Source organism: Prevotella sp. S7 MS 2 (assembly GCF_000762865.1).
In the GTDB taxonomy this organism is placed as follows: Bacteria; Bacteroidota; Bacteroidia; order Bacteroidales; family Bacteroidaceae; genus Prevotella.
The window spans coordinates 50,894-67,635 of record NZ_JRPT01000020.1 but is presented as its reverse complement, the minus strand read 5'-3'; the positions used below and the strand labels follow the sequence as shown (position 1 = coordinate 67,635).

Sequence of the window (16,742 nt, the reverse complement as noted above, 5' to 3'; positions counted from 1 at the left end):
AAAATGTCGCAAATAAGTTAATAATTGTTATAATAATGCGTTTTTATCCTTACATAATTTGCACGTGTTTAAATAATTCGTACATTTGCAATGTGTTTTTCATAGTATTAGATTTAAGGTTAACAAGGTTGGAGTACAGCGGTACTCCTTTTTTTATGTCTTATAGTTAACAGTCTATATTCAAAGTGTCTACAAACTGCTTGCTATCAACTTTATTTCTTTTTGAACTTCTGATAGAGTTTCCATCCTAGTATGATGCCATCAAGAAGTCCTGCTCCGGTATTCATAAATCCGGAGAAACGTTTGGATGGAGTGGATGAAACCATATCTTTGGGCGCATGGAATAGGTCGGTCCAAAGTGTTTTGATGCGTTTGTCATCGTGCTGAATCTCGCTGAGCAACACTTCTTTGCGCAATCTGATATCGCTGAGTGAGCGGAAACTTTCTATGGGTTTGTTTGGCTGGTCGGTATACATAATGCAATTATTTAGACATGAGAAGGCTTGCTAAGAAGCGTACAAGTGGACGTTCTATCCATGCCTTTCTGAATGCCACAAATAAAATAAGAATAAAGATATAGCCACCTGCCACCAAGCCGAAGGCACCGACACTGCCCAGCAATGGTTGCAATGCGTAGGCAAGTGCAAATGATAGGTAGATGAGAGCCAACAAAAGAAGCAGGGCAAAGGTCGCCGCTATAGCGATAGCAGTGAACAAACGCACAATCTTATCTATTACATCGAGCTTCACGTATTCGCTTTGAAGCCCGATGTAATGCTTGACAACCTCTACCAGTTGCCCGATGTTGTCGATGTTTCTGTCGTTAGAAAACATGTACTCCTTATTCTGTAACGGTGCTGGCGTCCTTGATGTCGTCTACCAAGTCGTCTACTTCCTTACGTGTGAGTTTGATGTTATGCTTCTGGCAGAAGTCTTCTACAGTGTCAGCAATCTTGTTACGAGTGTCTGTTCCCTTTTCGGGAGCCATGAGAATGCCAAGTGCTGCGCCGGCAATAGCGCCACCAAGGAAAGCTCCGATATAACCTAATGTCTTCATAAGCTTGTTTTTTAATTAAACGATAAAAATAGTCTTAGGCAAATATACTAAATGTTTTGTGATTGCAACCGGTATCCTAGGTGATTTTTTGTTAAATAGGTTGTATTCAAACGATTTAACAATCTTTATGCGGGGTTGGCTCCTGTATTCATTGGATATTTTGTAATTTCGCAAGATAATATTAGTAACGACCAATTAAGTTTAATCGTCTAAACAATAAGAAATATGAAGAAGTATATGGTAGCATGTGCCGGACTATGTGTGGCATTGGCTTTTACAAGTTGTAAATCGAGTGAAAGTGCTTATAAGAAAGCTTATGAAAGAGCTAAAGCACAGGAACAGACAACAACCGAACCAGAGACAACTACTCCGACAGTGACACCAGTAACACAGCAGCCTGTAACCCAAACTACGGTTGTAGACAATGCTGATAACGCTACCGTGCGCCGTGAGAACTATGCAGTAGTGAGTGGCCCGGCTATTAACGGATTCGGTGTGGTAGTTGGTTCTTTCTCTTTGAAGGCTAACGCTGAAGGACTTCAGAGCACATTGCAGTCTGCAGGTTATACCCCATCTATCGTGTTTAACAGCGAACGCGGTATGTATCGTGTTGTAGCAACGTCTTTTGCGTCTAAGAGTGATGCTGTTCGTAGTCGTGACGACTTGCGTAGTAAGTATCCCGATGCATGGTTGCTCTTTAAAAAGTAAACCATACATATACTGAGTGGGACGTATACTTGCTATAGATTACGGTAAGAAACGTACAGGACTTGCAGTCACCGATCCGTTAAAACTTATTGCTAACGGATTGGCGACTGTTTCTACGTCTGAACTATTCGACTATCTCCAACAGTATATTGGACGCGAGCCGGTAGAGCAATTGGTCATAGGTAAGCCTATGCAAACCAATGGATTGCCGAGCGAGAACCTACAGCGTGTGCAGCAATTTGTCAATCGTTGGCGCAATGCTCATCCCGAAATTCCCATCGACTATTATGATGAACGGTTCACATCGGTGCTTGCTCATCGCGTGTTGATAGAAAGTGGAGTGGGGAAGAAAGTCAGAAGGGAGAACAAAGGACTGGTAGATGAAATCAGCGCGACTATTATCTTGCAGGATTATATGTCGAGCCGTAGGCTATAAGGCCGAATAAACACAGAAACAACAAAAAATAAATTAGAACGAGAAAGTGATATTACCCATTTATACTTATGGTCAGGGTGTGCTTCGTAAAGTGACAGAAGACATCACACCTGATTATCCTGAACTTGACAAACTCATTGCCGACATGTTTGAAACGCTTACAGCTAGCGAAGGTGTAGGGCTTGCCGCACCGCAGATAGGAAAAGCTATTCGCTTGGCGGTGATTGATTTGGATGTGTTGAGTGGTGATTTACCCGAATATAAAGACTTCCGTCATGCTTACATCAATCCCCATATCTTGGAGATAGACGAAACTTCTAAGAAGGTGACGATGGAAGAGGGATGCCTCTCGATTCCCGGTATTCACGAGGGAGTGCCACGTTATTCGCGCATTCGCGTGAAGTGGATGGATCCTGATTTTACCGAGCATGAGGAATGGATAGATGGTTATTTGGCTCGTGTCATGCAACATGAGTTTGACCATTTGGATGGAAAAATGTTTGTAGACCATCTGACTCCATTCCGTAAACAGATTATCAGTAGTAAATTAAAGTCCATTGTCAAGGGCAAATTCAGTTGCAGTTATCGCGTAAAGGTAGCTCGCAAATAAGATAATTCTTAGTTTGCGATGATGAAGAATAGAAAACTTGTAGTCTTGATATTGTTCTTGTGGTGTACCGTTTCTATGCGAGCGCAGTACAATACGAACAGACTTTTAATCTCAGCAGAGATTGCATTGGACTATCATGACTATGTGGTTGCTATTCAGCATTGCAACAATATTCTTTCGGGGAAACCGTATCTGTACCAGCCTTGGTATTATCGGGGAGTGGCCAAAGAGTGTTTGGGTGATTATGCTGGGGCAGAAAGTGACTTTACGGAGGCTGTCAAACTGAATCCCTACATCTATCAGATATTCAATTTTCGTGCGGAGAGTCGCATGAATCAAGATAAGTTTCAAGATGCCATCACCGATTTTGATGCGGCATTGAAGCTGAATCCCGATCAGAAAGGAAGTTGGTTTAATCGTGCTTATGCTCGCTATAGAAGTAAAGATGTAGAGAAAGCACGCGAAGATTTAAAATATGTCATCAAACGGTGGCCTAGTATGCCCAATGCTTATGGCTTGATGACAGAAACATATTTGAATGCCAACGACACGGCTACGGCTTCACGGTGGTTGGAAAAGACGTTGAAGGTGAATCCATACGATGGCAACTCGTGGTCTATCGTGGGGCGCTTGAATCTTCAACGTAAGAATTGGGCTGCGGCAGAGAAGGCTTTCTCCAGTGCTATTCATTATACTCCGAAGGTTGTCAACAACTATACTTACCGTGCAATGACACGCGTCAATCTCAATAAATTGCGTCAAGCAATGGATGATTACGACCGTGCAATCAGCATGAATGGTAATAATTTTATTGCACATTACAACCGCGGATTGCTCAGACAGACATTGGGAGATGATAACCGTGCTATAGAAGATTTTAATTATGTGCTTGGTTTGGAGCCCGATAATTTATTGGCGCTTTATAATCGTGCAATCCTATTGGACCGAACGGGTGATTATCGGGCTGCTATTCGAGATTATTCGCGGGTAATAGAGAAGTTCCCAAACTTTTGGAATGGTTTGACGAGTCGTGCCAACTGTTATCGTAGACTCGGTATGACGGCCAAAGCGGAACTAGATGAGTTTAGGGTATTGAAGCGACAGATGGATAAACACGTGGGTATCCAGCAACGTTGGTCGCGTAGTAAACTTCGTCAAGTACGCAAAATGAGCGATATTGACGTTGAGAAGTACGACCAATGGGTGGTTCAAGACAATGAGGTGACGACACCGGAATATAAGAATGAATATCGTGGAAACGTACAAGATAGAAATGTGGAAGTAGAGTATATGCCGATGTTCTTGCTGTCTTATATGCCTTATAAGAATGGTATTAACAGCTATCAATTGGTTGATCGCGATGTGGAGACATTCAATCGAACGATTCGTCCAACTTTGCCGGTATATATTTCTTGCAAGTCCAATGCGTTGACGCAGGAACAGTCGCGTCGGTATTTTGTCGCTATTGATAGCTTGACGACGCGAATCTCTGATATCAAGAATTACAATCAGGTAGCCACTTTGCTTTTTCAACGTGCTGTAGCCCACGCAAGTACGCACAATTTTTCGGAAGCTTTGAACGATATTAACGATTATATGACCATGGATTCGGTCTCGGTATTGGCCTATTGGCAGCGTGGAGTGTGCCAAGCCATGATGTCTAATTATGCTCAAAGTAATGGGAATGATTTGAAAGTTGTTCTAGGTAAGTCGCTTGATGACCTGCGACGAGCTTCTGGAATGGCCGGAGAGAAAAATGCATTCGTCATCTATGACATTGCCAATCTACATGCTATGCAGCGTAATTATAATGATGCTATTGATACATATACACAAGCCATTACGCTGAATCCTAGTCTTGCGGAAGCTTATTTCAATCGTGGATTGACTTATATCTTTAGTGGTAATAAGTCGAAAGGGCTTGCTGATTTGAGCAAGGCCGGTGAACTAGGTATCTATGATGCTTACAGTGTGATGAAGAAATACGCTTCGGAAAAACATTAAACTTACGGGAATAAAAAAAGAGAAACATCGAAATGTTTCTCTCTTGTGCGCCCTTAGGGACTCGAACCCTAGACCCACTGATTAAGAGTCAGTTGCTCTACCAGCTGAGCTAAGGGCGCGTTGCTCTGCCTTTTGTGTGGTGCGCCCTTAGGGACTCGAACCCTAGACCCACTGATTAAGAGTCAGTTGCTCTACCAACTGAGCTAAGGGCGCATTCTCTATCCAGCGAAATGAGCATTTCTGAATAGCGAGTGCAAAGGTAATGCGTTTTTCGTTAACCTGCAAATGTTTCTCGTGTTTTTTGCCAAAAAATCGGCTTAAAGGTGCAGAACACTGCACTTATGGTGCGCTTGAATCTTAAGGGAAATGATGGCGAACAGATTCTACCTGTTATCTATAGTGATAATTATTTTCATCTAATGCCGTCGGAGTCTAAGACTATTACTATCACATGGAATAATCAAGACTCCCGTGGGTGTACTCCTGTTATAGACGTAAGTGGTTTTAATATGTGATGTATTAAGTTAAAGTTACTTCTTGGGGCTCAGTTTTATTAACTGAGTCCCTTTTTTAGTTTGATCATCATGCTTCTGTGGCTGAAAGTAGTCTTGCTATAAAGTTCTAAAAAGCCAAACTATATCTTAGACTACAGCCCACATAAATACGCATAATTATGCCTCATTTTGACATTTCAGCGCTTAAACATATATAAAAACAAGGGATTTTTGCTTGTTACAAAAACTTTGTAACTACTTGATAAACAACGAAGAGCGGTAAACGAGACTCGAACTCGCGACTTTTGGCTTGGGAAGCCAACGCTCTACCAACTGAGCTATTACCGCTTGTGAGCCGATACCCGGACTCGAACCGGGGACCTATTCATTACGAATGAATTGCTCTACCAACTGAGCCATATCGGCATCAACATGCAGATTGCATCTCTCTGTGTAGATGTGAGTGCAAAAGTAGTCTTTTTTTTTAGATTGACCAAACTTCCTGTAAACTTTTTGAGCGTTGAAATTGAAGAACAAAAAACGAGGGTTAAGCTTGTTTTTGCTCTGCAATCTCTTGGTCGTATATACGGTCGAACTGCGTTCTAAGAGCTGGTTCAATGGCTATTATATCTCGTATCTCCTTGAGATTCTTCTCGTTCGGGCTATTCCTAATCCATAGATGGATGTACCCACTGGCAGAGTACTTCTCCTGCATGTGCGATTTGAAGCGTTCCCATTGTGCTTCCTTGTCAAATTCCGGATGCTGTTCCAGTCCGAATTGTACAGCTCGTGTGAATACTGTATCGGGTTCTAAATCGCGGTCGGCCTCTGCTACTATTTTGCCATAGATGCTTCGTGGTGCATGACTGGCACTTGCTCTGTGGTCTTCCACGGCCTCTTTCATAATCTTGATTTGCTCCGGTGAGAACCATTTCTTGAGTCTTGCATCGGCCAAAAGTATCTTTCCTCCAGTGATATGATGGATGGCGCGAGGTCCCTTCATGCCCAAGTCATGGTAGGCAGCAATGGCATACGACATGTTGATATTGGCTCCTACGGTTTTGGCAAGCAGCAAACTATTTTTGATAACCCGATTGACATGACCTAGTCCATGACTTCTTCCGAATTCATTATAGCGCGGGAGAATGTTTTGCTCAACAAACTCCATCAACTCCAAATCTACGTTTTCTATAACCATATTATTATAATAGGAGACTTAAGGAAGTCAATACACCATATATAAACATATTACGTGCCGTTTGTCCCAAAATGAGATTAAGGGTCTTACCACGATTTATTTCTACCATCTTGCGCCATGTACGTGTATGCATGATGAGGTAAATAGCAGGTAAACCAATTGCTACTAAATGGACATCAACCATCCATAGTACTATGATATTCAGTGCTACAGCTACCCATCCACACGCCAAATACAGCCACTCGGTATTCTTTTCACCTATCATGGTGACCAATGTGTGCTTTCCGGCAGCCATGTCGTTCTTCCTATCGCGATAGTTGTTCACGAGCAACAGGGTATCAATGACAAGTCCGCAGGCTATTGAGGCAATGAATACTGGCCATGTAATGTCTGTTGTTACCAGATAATAGGTACAGCAAACCGGTATGATGCCGAAAAAGACAAGTACTAATATGTCACCCATACCAATATAGGAAAGATTCGTGGTGTATAGAAAACAAAAGACTACACACAGCAATCCCACGACGACCATCTCAATCCCGCCATACCATATAAGAGGTAATCCAATCAGACAAGCTATGAGCGTAGTGACGATTAAGCCCTTTTTCATGGCTTCAGGTGTTATCCATCCCTGCGCACAAGCCCTTCGAGGACCGAGTCGGGTATCATCGTCATTACCTCTGATAAAATCAAAATAATCGTTGATGAAGTTTGCATCGATTTGCATTGTGAATGCGAAGAGCAGACAAAGGATGGCAGGTACAGTCCTGAACAGCCCTTGTTCCATGTGCATAGCAGCCATAGCTATGGCCACCATGATAGGAACTGCTGCTCCCGTCAAGGTCTTTGGCCGCGACGCCAACATCCATGCTTTCAGTGAATTTATCTTGATTCCGTTCTGTCCTTCCATGATAAACTGACTCCGGTATATTGATTAATTGAAGAAGTTCCAACTAACCCCGAATCTCAATAGGCTTCCGTTCAGTGGGTGATGAGGTGTCAAGAAGTAGTTCCTCGTACCACTTCCAGCGTTTACATGACTGTACATCACGAAGAATCGAGTATGTTTCAGGTGGAAATTGGCATATACGTTTACGATAGGGTAGTTGCCTATCTTCACTCTGCTATCCTCGCCTGTGGTGTTGGTATTCGTTTGTACGGCATATTGACCAAGTGCCGGACTGTAGTCGGGAGCATAGTACGAAGTGAAATAACGGGCATCGGCTCCGAAGTCACAGTTCAATACACGGGCTATCTTGAATCTCAGATAGAGGTTGGTATAAGCATTCAATGTTGGGAGAGGGAGTACATCGCTTTTGCTCGACTTCTGATATGTGATGACACTCTCCCAATTTATCGGGCCGAAAGTGAAATCTTGGCTCAGTTCTGCTATTAATACATTGATGGCACCACTGTGTTGTTTCACTGCCACGGCATTGGCTGTACGCATATTTTCACCTGCAGTGTAACTTTGGGCGAAATAAGTATAGTTCTTCAGATTGTCGGCAGATACTCGCAAGAGTGTCCGTGTCTTTTTAATAGATAACGCACCTTGTAACCTTGTATGCAGTATCTTGCTCATGTTATCGTTGTCCCACCAGAAGTGACGGGCATGATAATGGCGATAATAGAAGGTAGGGTTGTTGCGGTGGAAGAAGCCCGATGCAGCGAGTTGAACCGTATCTCCGAGAAATTTGAAGTTCAGGTCTGCCGTGGCATCCAGCTTTAATTGTCCTGCATCCTTACCTGCCAACCACGTCTCTAACACGGCATTGTAGTGCAACATCTTCCCTTGGGTCTTATTCAACTGTGCCCCCACGCTGATATTATGCTCGTTGTAGGTGTCCACACCCTCGGCCGAGGGTAGGGTGAAGTGGCGCATGTCGCTTGTCAAGAAACCTTTCAAGCCTGCCTTGGCATACTTGTTGAATCCCTCTAACAGCGAGATGGCGAATGTGTTCTTCAACTCGTAGTGGCGTGTAGCATCGTAGATGGAGTCACCCCCTAGTCGCTCTTGGGCTTTGTATGTGTTGGCGTAGAAGTTCTCCGGTGTATTATAGGCCTGATAGATGCGCCGTGCATAGTCGAATTGCAGGGTATGGATGAAGCTCGTTACAGGCACATATTCGTTTTTCAACCATGTTGTATCTTCTTTAGCCTTGTTAGCTACAGCTATCAAACTGTCTGCATGTTGTTGTCCGTTCACCTTGATTCGCTCGCTGTTTTGGTCTTCTTTTACAGGCTCATTGCCCATTACCTTTGCGTCGTCTGGTCGTCCGGCAAAGGTCACGGGTTCTTTTTCCTCTTCGTTTCTTCTTCGTTTAGGTTCATCGGCAAGTCCCTCTTTTTCTTTAGCTTTCCTTAGCTCTTGCTCTTTTTTCGATGCAAGAGCAAATTTGCGTGCCTTGATTTCATCCTCGCTCATAGGTACCTTGCGGTTGAATCCTAGGTTATATCGCTGCGAGAAGAATATATGTTGGTTGTCGTTTCGATTCCAGTTTTTAGACAGGGCGGTCGGTATCTCGTCGGTGGAGTAGTTATCGGTGAAACTCTCCGGGTGCTTGATATAGTTGTCGTTGGTGATACCACCGTTCTCGGCCACCTTTTGATGGTTGGTCGAAAAGAGCAAGTGAGCCTGATAACGGTCGGCTATATAGCTGCCATACATGGTATAACCAAAGTGCGATGTACTCTGATTGGCATAAAAACCGCGTCCATAGAGATAGTCCAAATTGAATCCTACTCCCAATTTCTTGCCCGCATTGACTCCGAATTTTGCAGTAAAATGATCCTCACCATTGATTTTCCCACCGCCTGTATTGTAAGTTAGATTGGTGAAAGGAGACAAGGTGTTGGTAAATTGGAATTTGTCTACGGGTATCACGAAGAAGTCGTAGGGGGCCGTAAAGATAAACTGTCCTATTTCGGGACGGTCTATAAATACCCGATGGATGCGTGGTGCGCCAAGATTTCCTGTGGTATTGTATTCGCCTCTTAATCCCGTCGTGAAGTTGGTATTCATGTACATGTGGGAGAGGGTATCCAACTTGGCAGACTGCATGTCTCCAAAGCGCGAATCCACCGTCCACACTTTGATGCCTTTGGGAATCTCTTTGTGGCTGCCAAGACTGTCAGCCTGATTCTTCTTATTCCTCGTACTGATGTTTCCACTAGCGTCTATTTGGTTGAATTCGTTGTCGTCAAACTGTGCTAGTGCGACTCCCGAGACGCACAATAGACATAGTGTGATGAATATTTTTCTCATTTATGGAACATTCGTAATGCGACCTCAATGAACTTAATCACTACGCCTGCCAACATGACAATGATGGCAATGTTTTTCTGCATCGTGAAGAGATACATGCAAACACCGATGATGGCTAGTACCATGAAGCAGATGTTGAGTATGTTTCTCAACTTGAATAGAGAATCTCTTGTGTCGATACGCTCCATACGATGCTTGGGTCTGACAGCTATTTGCTCTTCTGTCGTGTGTTCCTTATTATCCTGTGTCATACTTGTCTCTTTTTATCTTAATGCTCCTGCTAATACTGTGAAAATCTCATTCTTGCGGTCTATGGTGCCTCTTCTGAACTTTCCGGTCAGTTTGACAAGCTTTGTACCGGCCTTGTTTAGACACTTCTTGTCTGTAATCAAGTCTTCGGCCGACGATTTGAAACCTGTCGGGCGGTCGGCCTCATACGAATAGTTCATGCGTTCCATTGAGATGTGGGCGCGTCCATCTTCGCATTTGGCAACCAATATGTAGTTGAATTCGGTTCTGTCTACCGAAAGGAAGTTGTTGCTGAAGACCATCCATTCCTTGAATTTGCCTGCAATCACATTCTCATCTTCATTGACAAGAGCCATACGACTGTCTATTTGGCCATCTTCTGTCATCAATTCTTGCATTCTTTCGTATAGCAATTGATAGATTTCCTTGGCACTTTTACCGTTTGCTTCAAGTTCTGTCTCAAACACCACCTTGCCATCTACTTCAGGAACTGCGCCTGTCAGATAGCTTTGTGCTTCTGCTTGCTGTGCAGCAACAGCTGTTTCTTTCTTCTTATCTACGGCTTTGGTAGGAGCTGTAGGTACTATCCACCCTCTCTTGACATCACTGGTAGTTTTCTTCATTGTGCCCTCATCGGTTGGCTGTGTAACTGGTTTTTCTATTTTTGTAGCCGGTATTACAGTCTTTTGAGCCGGTGTTAATGGGGTAGCCGGTATTGTTTTTGTAGGTGTAGACTCTCCTGTTTCTGCTTTTATTTTAGCCAATTTCTTTTGCAGCTTAGCTGCTTTCTTAGCTTCTTTGATGGCTTGTTTAGCTATTTTTTGAGCCTTTTTGGCTTCTTCTAGTTGCTGTTTAGCATTTTCTACGACGGTTTGCGCTTGCATGCCTAGTGACAAACACAACATGATGGCAGTGAAAATCTTTTTCATTAGCTGATGTTTTAAACTAGTAATAATAGGCAAAGTTAGTAAAAAAGATGAGAGATGGGGATATAAAGAAAATGGAATAGACTAACTTAACCATTATTAACGCTTTGGTGCAGAGCCTCGGCAGTCTTGCTGTTCTGCCTATGCAGTATCGCTGTTTGGCTGTGGCAGGAATACTGCCTTGCCCCTGCAGTTTGATAGTAGATAAGTTAACGAGTAAACAAGTAGACGAGTTCTTGGGTGGAGAGTGGTGAGTTAGGAGTGAGAAGTGATAAGTTATAGGTGTGAATTAGAGTACTTATTTATGTTAAAAACTCTCAAACCTAATGTTACTATCTACTTTTTAGCTCGTTATATGCCGGAAATCGCTAAAAAAGTAATACTTTTGCACCGCTTTATAATACAAGGAGAGGTGCTCGAGTGGTTGAAGAGGCACGCCTGGAAAGCGTGTAAACCCCTAAAGGGTTTCGTAGGTTCGAATCCTATTCTCTCCGCAGTTCAAGTATGATAATTAATCCATTATGTAATTATCAGTCCTCTTTCAGCCTTTTTCTTATTATAGAATTATTTGATATTCATAAGATTCGTCGTTTGGTTTCCTTATGGTTGTCAACGATGACGGCTATTCTTCGTGCTGGGAATTATCGTATAATGAATAGGAAAAATACGATTTTGTACATTGTTTGTACGATTTTGGACTTTCATTTTCTGCATATTTTATATATTTGCAACCATAATTATCGATGAAATAACACTAACCTAAATAATTTATAGTCTATGGATTTATTCATGACCAATTCATTTTTACGACGATTGTGCCTTGGTTCTGTAATGGCCTTTCCGTCTGTTACAATGTTTGCAGGGGGGGCTATTCCCACCTTCAATACTGCTGTTATTCAGTCTCCTATGCAGAAGACCGTTACGGTTAAGGGAACTTTGACAGATGCTTCCGGCCCAATGATTGGGGCGACAATTCTAGAAAAGGGAACATCCAATGGCGTAATCTCTGATTTAGATGGTAAATTCTCTATTCGTGTATCATCTCCTAATGCCGTATTGGTGGTATCCAGTGTAGGCTATCTCACCAAGGAAGTGAAGGTAGGTGGACGTGAGAGTATTAATATTGTATTGGAAGAAGACCGTCAAACCTTGAATGAGGTAGTGGTAGTAGGTTATGGTACGCAGAAGAAAGTGAACATGACAGGTTCTGTTTCTGCTGTCAATGTAGCCGAAATGGCTAAGAGTCGTCCTATCACGAATGTTTCTCAAGCTTTGGCCGGAGTCGCTGCCGGTGTGTCGGTGATGTCAAACAACAACCAGCCGGGTAACGACAACGCTTCTATTTTGGTTCGTGGTCAGGGTACGTTGAATAGTTCTGCACCTCTTATTATTATTGATGGAACCGAAGCCGGTATCAATACTGTGAATCCACAGGATATAGAATCGGTATCAGTATTGAAAGATGCAGCTTCTTCTGCCATCTATGGTTCGCGTGCAGCTAATGGTGTTATCCTTATTACTACGAAGTCTGGTAAGCGCGGTAAACTTACTGTTGACTACAATGGCTATGTGTCTTTTGAGTCAATTCGTAAGACATTGACCCCTGTATCAAACTATGCCGACTACATGGGAATCATCAATGAAGGTTATAAGAACAGTAAAAAGTCTGAACCATTTACCCAAGACGTGATTGATGCTTGGCGCAATGATGGTGGTAAGGATCCATTGAAGTATCCTAATACCAACTGGATTGATGAGACGTTTAAGACAGCTGCTTCTACCAATCATGCCATTTCTGTATCCGGAGGTTCTGAGAAAATTCGTTTCTATGGCTCATTTGGCTATCTGAATAATCCGGGTGTCATGTACAATGCGGGCTTTAAGAAGTACAGCGGACGTCTGAACTTGGATGCCGACGTGACTAAATGGTTGAATATCGGTATGCATATTAACGGTTATGTATCGGATATGGAACCGGGTAATAATGAGGTTGATAACGTCTTTAAGTATACATCAGCCACCACACCGGGTATGGTTTTCCGTGCTCCCGATGGTCGTTTTGGTGCCATGAACAATGAGCAAGACGCTGCTCAGAGTGCTAATAATAACCCTTTGGTACGCGCTTTCAAGTGGGCAGGAAACAATCGTAAGAATAATTTCCACCCTCGTTTCACTGCTACCTTGAAACCGATGACGGGCTTGTCTCTTGCATTGAGCTATTCATACGAGCTAGTAGACCAAGAAATTTCGCGCAAGCCTGTATTGTTAGAGAGTTGGAATTTCCAAACCGAAAAGGTTACTGCTACCACTAAGTCTAGATATTCTTATTATAATTATGACGGTAAAACAGAGCGCTATTTCAATGATGCTGTGTTGCGTTATGAGAATAAGTTGTTCAAGAACCAACTGTCTTTCAATGTGATGTTGGGTGCCAGCCAAGAGCTATATAGAAGTAAACACTTCAATGTTTCAAAGCAAGATTTGATTGATTTGAGCATGGATGCACTCGATGGAGCGACCGGTCAAGCCAGCGCCGGAGGTAATAAGACCGAGTGGGCGATGCGCTCTTACTTCAGTCGTTTGAATTTAAACTGGCAAGATAAGTATCTTTTTGAGTTTAATCTTCGTGCCGATGGTTCTTCTCGATTCCAGTCTAACAAGCGTTGGGGATACTTCCCCTCAGCTTCTGCTGCATGGCGTATTGATCAAGAAAAGTTTATGGAAGCTGCTTCCAGCACTTATTTGAGCAACTTGAAGCTCCGTGTTTCATACGGTTCTTTGGGTAATAACGCTGTCGGAAACTACGATTCTCAGTCGCTTTATACAAGTAATGCCGGTGGTTACAACTATGTATTAGGTAATTCAATGGTTACCGGTATGGCCATGAAGGCACTTGCTAATCCGCTATTGACATGGGAAACGACAAAGGTATTCGACATTGGTTTGGACTTTGGTTTCTTCAATAACCGTCTTACCGGTACTATTGACTACTTTAATAAGCGCACAACCGACATCTTGATTAATCTACCTGCACCCAACGTACATGGTATTACGTCTCTTCCAAAGACCAATAGTGCCATCGTTACCAATAAGGGTTTAGAGTTAACATTGGGTTGGCAAGACCATATTAATGATTTCACATACGGTATCACAGGTAACCTTACCTATGTCACCAACAATGTTGATAAATTTAAGGGTACTGATAAAGGTGGTCAATCTATCAACGGTGCCAACCTAATTTGGGAAGGTCACAGCATTAATTCACAGTATTTGTTGCGTGTAGACCGTCTGTTACAGACCGATGAAGACATGAAGTTGGTACAGCAGATGATAGATAATGCACCGGTAGACGAAAATGGTAAAAAGAAAAATCCGTTTGCTGCATTCGGTACACCCCAAAAGGGAGACCTCCTTTATAAGGATGTTAATGGTGATGGAATTATCGATAACCAAGATAAAGAAATCGTCAGCGATGGTCCAAATCCCAAGTTCCTCTTCGGTCTTAATTTGAATGCATCTTGGAAGGGATTCGATTTCTCTGCCTTGATTCAGGGAGCTATGGGTGCAAAAGTATTCTGGCAACACGATGCTTACAATACTCCTAGTGTACGTATCGGCTATCAGTTGAACAGTGATGTTGTTAAGGGACGTTGGACAGAAGGCCGTACTGATGCCACATACCCACGTCTTTTGGAGTACCAAGACCGTCGTAATATCCAGACAAGCGACTTCTTCCTTGAGGATAAGAGCTTCGTTAAGATTCGCAATATCCAGTTGGGTTATACCATTAATCAGAAGTTGACCAGAAAGATCGGTCTCGAACGTCTGCGCTTTTATGGCAGTTTAGAGAACTTCTTTACTTTCACCAACTACAGAGGATTCGATCCTGAAGTCAGCGGAATGGCTTATCCTTCTATGAAGCAGGCTGTACTTGGTATCAACTTATCATTCTAATAAATTCTAAGAACATGAAAAAGATTTATTCTATTATACTAGGTCTGCCCCTTATCCTAACGTTGTCGGGATGCTATGACCTCGGACGTGTACCGGCAGACCAAATGAATGCTTCTCAATTCTACCAGAATGAAGAGCAGACAAAAGAGGCTATGATGGCCGTATATAGCAACATGCAAAACGACCATGCGTTCGGAATGCACTTTGCTATGGATGGTTTGGGTGGTATATCTATGGGGTATGGTGTGTATGCTTACCAGAATTTCCAAACCGGTAGGTATGATGTGAACAACAATTGGATTCTCAATAAGTGGACATATCTGTACGAAGGTGTTGCAAGAGCAAACAATGTGTTGCAGAATGTGGACAAGGCTAACATGTCAGACGACTTGAAGAAGCAGTATAAGGCGGAAGCTAAGTTCATGCGTGCATTGTATTATTTCACCTTGATGGACTTCTTTGGTGAAGTGCCTATCTATGATGAGACGCTCGTTATTACCGATAGCTACAGCGATATGAAGAAGCCACGTAACTCGATGGACGAAGTTCGTAAGTTTATATTGGATGACTTAACCGAAGCTTCAAACGGTTTACCGGAGAAGTGGGGCAAATCTGACATGGGACGCGCAACTAAATATGCGGCTGTTGCTTTGATGGGTAAGGTGTATCTTTATGCAAAAAACTATACCAAAGCATCCGAAAACTTCAAGAAAGTCATCGATAGTAAACTCTATGCATTGTACGATGACTATGCAGGATTGTTCAAACCGGGTGGTGACGAAAGCTCTGAGATGATATTTGCAGTTCAGAATATGGGTGGAGTTGGTACCGATCATGGTATGCCGATGGCATTCTATATGGGTTCTCGTGAAACCTTCGGAAGCTGCTGGAATAATGTGATGGTTTCTCCGTATTTCGTAGATTCGTACGAATATAAGACTGGTGAGCCTTTTGATATGGAGAAGTTATTCCCCGGAATCACGAAAGATAATAAGGTGAAAATTGCTACATTCCGCGCAACTCTGAAGGATGGTAAGGTTGTAAAATACCCGGCAGCCAAGGATAAATTGCTTGAGATGTATAAGCAGCGTGATCCACGTATGATGGCAACAGTTATCTTACCTTATACGCGCTATGCTGGTTGGTATGCCAATGCACCCGAAGATTGCGAATTTATCATAGCTACCGGTATTAACAGCGGTAATGGTTATATCCGTCCAAATCAGAATTATGAGACATATCTTTGGCGTAAGTTCGTACCCGAAGGTAATATGGGTGGTGCTATCAACAACCGTCAACATACACCTATCAACTTCCCATTGATTCGTTATGCCGATGTTTTGTTGATGCAGGCTGAGTGCCTGAATGAACTCGGACAGCAGGATGAGGCCGTGAAACTTATCAATGAAGTACGTAATCGTCCTAGTGTTAAGATGCCTGGAATCAATAGTGGTCCTGACTATTTGAAAGCTACTACGAAGGAAGAAGTCTTCAAGCGTATTCGTCATGAGCGTGCCGTTGAGTTCGCAGGAGAAGGTTTGAGTTTCAGCGATATGAAGCGTTGGAAGACACTTGAAGAACTCGACGGTCGTAAAGAAAGCGACATTACAGGAAAATATCGTTATACCCGTTCTGTAAAATCGAGAGATTATCTCTGGCCTATTCCCGGACCTGAGAGAGAAAAGAACTCTGCTTTGACGCAGAATCCCGATTGGTAAGATATGAATATAGATGATAGAACTTTATTGCAAAGCCGAGGCAGCATGGCTGCCAAGGCCTTGCAGCATCGTAGCGAAGGCTTTGCAGCAGCCCTGCAGAGCTTTTGCAGCATTGTATTGTTT

15 protein-coding genes and 5 tRNA genes are annotated in these 16,742 nt (G+C 42.9%); 8 read left to right on the top strand and 12 right to left on the bottom strand.

All coding sequences use genetic code 11. The features are described from left to right. Positions 1-212: 212 nt before the first annotated feature. The 3 genes from HMPREF0671_RS04875 to HMPREF0671_RS04865 are packed head-to-tail and all read right to left on the bottom strand — an operon-like array spanning position 213 to position 1,057. Positions 213-476: a hypothetical protein gene (locus tag HMPREF0671_RS04875; RefSeq protein ID WP_036897367.1), complete on the bottom strand. Its 264-nt coding sequence runs from the start codon at positions 474-476 to the stop codon at positions 213-215. Between the two features lie 7 nt (positions 477-483). After that, positions 484-834, bottom strand: a complete 351-nt coding sequence (locus HMPREF0671_RS04870) for a phage holin family protein (RefSeq protein ID WP_036897364.1) — start codon at positions 832-834, stop codon at positions 484-486. A 7-nt stretch (positions 835-841) separates the two neighbouring features. Continuing rightward, the gene (locus HMPREF0671_RS04865; protein WP_036897361.1) at positions 842-1,057 is read right to left on the bottom strand and encodes a YtxH domain-containing protein; all 216 of its coding nucleotides are present in this window, start codon (positions 1,055-1,057) and stop codon (positions 842-844) included. 225 nt (positions 1,058-1,282) lie between these two features. Here HMPREF0671_RS04865 and HMPREF0671_RS04860 point away from each other — a divergent pair, with 225 nt between their 5' ends. Genes HMPREF0671_RS04860 through HMPREF0671_RS04845 form a run of 4 tightly spaced genes read left to right on the top strand, consistent with a single transcriptional unit; the run spans position 1,283 to position 4,815 of the window. Beyond that, positions 1,283-1,765 (top strand): SPOR domain-containing protein, encoded by a 483-nt coding sequence (locus tag HMPREF0671_RS04860; RefSeq protein ID WP_036897357.1) that lies wholly within the window; start codon positions 1,283-1,285, stop codon positions 1,763-1,765. 16 nt (positions 1,766-1,781) lie between these two features. Further along, positions 1,782-2,201: a Holliday junction resolvase RuvX gene (gene ruvX / locus HMPREF0671_RS04855; RefSeq protein ID WP_036897355.1), complete on the top strand. Its 420-nt coding sequence runs from the start codon at positions 1,782-1,784 to the stop codon at positions 2,199-2,201. A gap of 46 nt (positions 2,202-2,247) precedes the next feature. Beyond that, complete coding sequence (gene def / locus HMPREF0671_RS04850) at positions 2,248-2,811, top strand: peptide deformylase (RefSeq protein WP_036897351.1); 564 nt, start codon at positions 2,248-2,250, stop codon at positions 2,809-2,811. An 18-nt stretch (positions 2,812-2,829) separates the two neighbouring features. Beyond that, positions 2,830-4,815 carry a tetratricopeptide repeat protein gene (locus HMPREF0671_RS04845; protein WP_369793923.1) on the top strand — a complete coding sequence of 662 codons (1,986 nt, stop codon included), beginning with the start codon at positions 2,830-2,832 and terminating at the stop codon, positions 4,813-4,815. Positions 4,816-4,861: 46 nt separating this feature from the next. Here the strand turns inward: HMPREF0671_RS04845 and HMPREF0671_RS04840 are convergent. Together HMPREF0671_RS04840 and HMPREF0671_RS04835 are read right to left on the bottom strand one after the other, a co-directional pair. Beyond that, positions 4,862-4,934: transfer RNA gene (locus tag HMPREF0671_RS04840), tRNA-Lys, on the bottom strand. A gap of 18 nt (positions 4,935-4,952) precedes the next feature. Continuing rightward, a tRNA-Lys gene (locus HMPREF0671_RS04835) sits at positions 4,953-5,028 on the bottom strand. 110 nt (positions 5,029-5,138) lie between these two features. Here HMPREF0671_RS04835 and HMPREF0671_RS12380 point away from each other — a divergent pair. Next, entirely contained in the window at positions 5,139-5,330 is a 192-nt protein-coding gene (locus HMPREF0671_RS12380; RefSeq protein ID WP_255347963.1) for a glycoside hydrolase family 2 protein, read from the top strand. 254 nt (positions 5,331-5,584) lie between these two features. Here the strand turns inward: HMPREF0671_RS12380 and HMPREF0671_RS04830 are convergent. The 7 genes from HMPREF0671_RS04830 to HMPREF0671_RS04800 form a co-directional block, all read right to left on the bottom strand. After that, positions 5,585-5,657: transfer RNA gene (locus tag HMPREF0671_RS04830), tRNA-Gly, on the bottom strand. Between the two features lie 5 nt (positions 5,658-5,662). Further along, positions 5,663-5,735 (bottom strand) — tRNA-Thr (locus HMPREF0671_RS04825). 121 nt (positions 5,736-5,856) lie between these two features. Further along, positions 5,857-6,501 (bottom strand): HD domain-containing protein, encoded by a 645-nt coding sequence (locus HMPREF0671_RS04820; protein WP_036897381.1) that lies wholly within the window; start codon positions 6,499-6,501, stop codon positions 5,857-5,859. A 10-nt stretch (positions 6,502-6,511) separates the two neighbouring features. Then, positions 6,512-7,417 (bottom strand): 1,4-dihydroxy-2-naphthoate octaprenyltransferase, encoded by a 906-nt coding sequence (menA, locus tag HMPREF0671_RS04815; RefSeq protein WP_036897346.1) that lies wholly within the window; start codon positions 7,415-7,417, stop codon positions 6,512-6,514. Positions 7,418-7,441: 24 nt separating this feature from the next. Next, positions 7,442-9,772 carry a putative porin gene (locus HMPREF0671_RS04810; protein ID WP_036897344.1) on the bottom strand — a complete coding sequence of 777 codons (2,331 nt, stop codon included), beginning with the start codon at positions 9,770-9,772 and terminating at the stop codon, positions 7,442-7,444. After that, positions 9,769-10,023 (bottom strand): hypothetical protein, encoded by a 255-nt coding sequence (locus HMPREF0671_RS04805; protein WP_036897341.1) that lies wholly within the window; start codon positions 10,021-10,023, stop codon positions 9,769-9,771. Before HMPREF0671_RS04805 ends, HMPREF0671_RS04810 begins: the two co-directional genes overlap by 4 nt. A gap of 12 nt (positions 10,024-10,035) precedes the next feature. Beyond that, complete coding sequence (locus tag HMPREF0671_RS04800) at positions 10,036-10,950, bottom strand: DUF4468 domain-containing protein (RefSeq protein WP_036897338.1); 915 nt, start codon at positions 10,948-10,950, stop codon at positions 10,036-10,038. Between the two features lie 403 nt (positions 10,951-11,353). On the opposite strand from HMPREF0671_RS04800, the gene HMPREF0671_RS04795 reads away from it, so the two are divergent. The 3 genes from HMPREF0671_RS04795 (at position 11,354) to HMPREF0671_RS04785 (ending at position 16,619) form a co-directional block, all read left to right on the top strand. After that, positions 11,354-11,441 (top strand) — tRNA-Ser (locus HMPREF0671_RS04795). A 283-nt stretch (positions 11,442-11,724) separates the two neighbouring features. Beyond that, positions 11,725-14,901 (top strand): TonB-dependent receptor, encoded by a 3,177-nt coding sequence (locus HMPREF0671_RS04790; protein ID WP_036897335.1) that lies wholly within the window; start codon positions 11,725-11,727, stop codon positions 14,899-14,901. A 14-nt stretch (positions 14,902-14,915) separates the two neighbouring features. Then, complete coding sequence (locus HMPREF0671_RS04785; RefSeq protein ID WP_036897333.1) at positions 14,916-16,619, top strand: RagB/SusD family nutrient uptake outer membrane protein; 1,704 nt, start codon at positions 14,916-14,918, stop codon at positions 16,617-16,619. Positions 16,620-16,742: the final 123 nt, after the last annotated feature.